This is a genomic window from Streptomyces sp. SID13726, from assembly GCF_010548375.1.
Classification (GTDB): domain Bacteria; phylum Actinomycetota; class Actinomycetes; order Streptomycetales; family Streptomycetaceae; genus Streptomyces.
In genome coordinates this window covers 1-689 of record NZ_JAAGLY010000117.1, presented here as the reverse complement: position 1 = coordinate 689, position 689 = coordinate 1, and the positions used below count along the sequence as shown (strand labels likewise).

The window sequence follows — 689 nt, the reverse complement described above, 5'->3', positions numbered from 1 at the left end:
GCCCGAGGGCGACCACGCGCAGGCGGAGCCCGCCGCCGAGGAGCCGGCGCCCGAGGAGGCGGCCGCGCCGGGCATCGGGATCGCCGTGCGCGACGGCAAGTTCGAGTTCACCGTGACGTCCGTGGAGACGGGCGTCGCGACGGTCGGCGACGAGTACCTCAACGCGCAGGCGCAGGGACAGTTCGTGCTCGTGCACATGACGGTGACGAACATCGGCGACCGGGCGCAGATGTTCGACGGCAGCAGCCAGAAGCTCCTCGACTCCGCCGGCCGCGAGCACTCCGCCGACTCGAGCGCAGCGATCTACCTCGGCGACGCCAACTCGTTCCTCACTGACGTCAACCCTGGCAACAGCGTCGAGGGCACCGTCGTGTTCGACGTCCCCGCGGACGCCGTCCCCACCTCGATCGAGCTCCACGACTCGATGTTCTCGGGCGGGGCCGAGGTGTCGCTGGGCTGACCGGTACACGGTTGACCGGGTGAATTATGACCAATGGTTCGACGGGCGAGAGGGATGCTCCTGTGTCTGCGCACGGTATGGGCTGGACCGTCGATCCGTCCGTCGGGACGCTTCTGGGCCATATTCACGGATCGACGTTTGCTCGTTCTTCGGCAAATGGTCACCGGAGCACCGCTGAGCGGCAATGTCCGGTCCGCCGTCGTGAGCGTGGGCCGGGCCGATCGCCGTG

General features: G+C 68.5%; 1 protein-coding gene. It reads left to right on the top strand.

The window, feature by feature from the left end; translation table 11 throughout:
• Window positions 1-460 (top strand): DUF4352 domain-containing protein (locus tag G3I78_RS46655; RefSeq protein ID WP_164436667.1); only part of this gene is annotated, 460 nt, incomplete at its 5' end.
• Window positions 461-689: the final 229 nt, after the last annotated feature.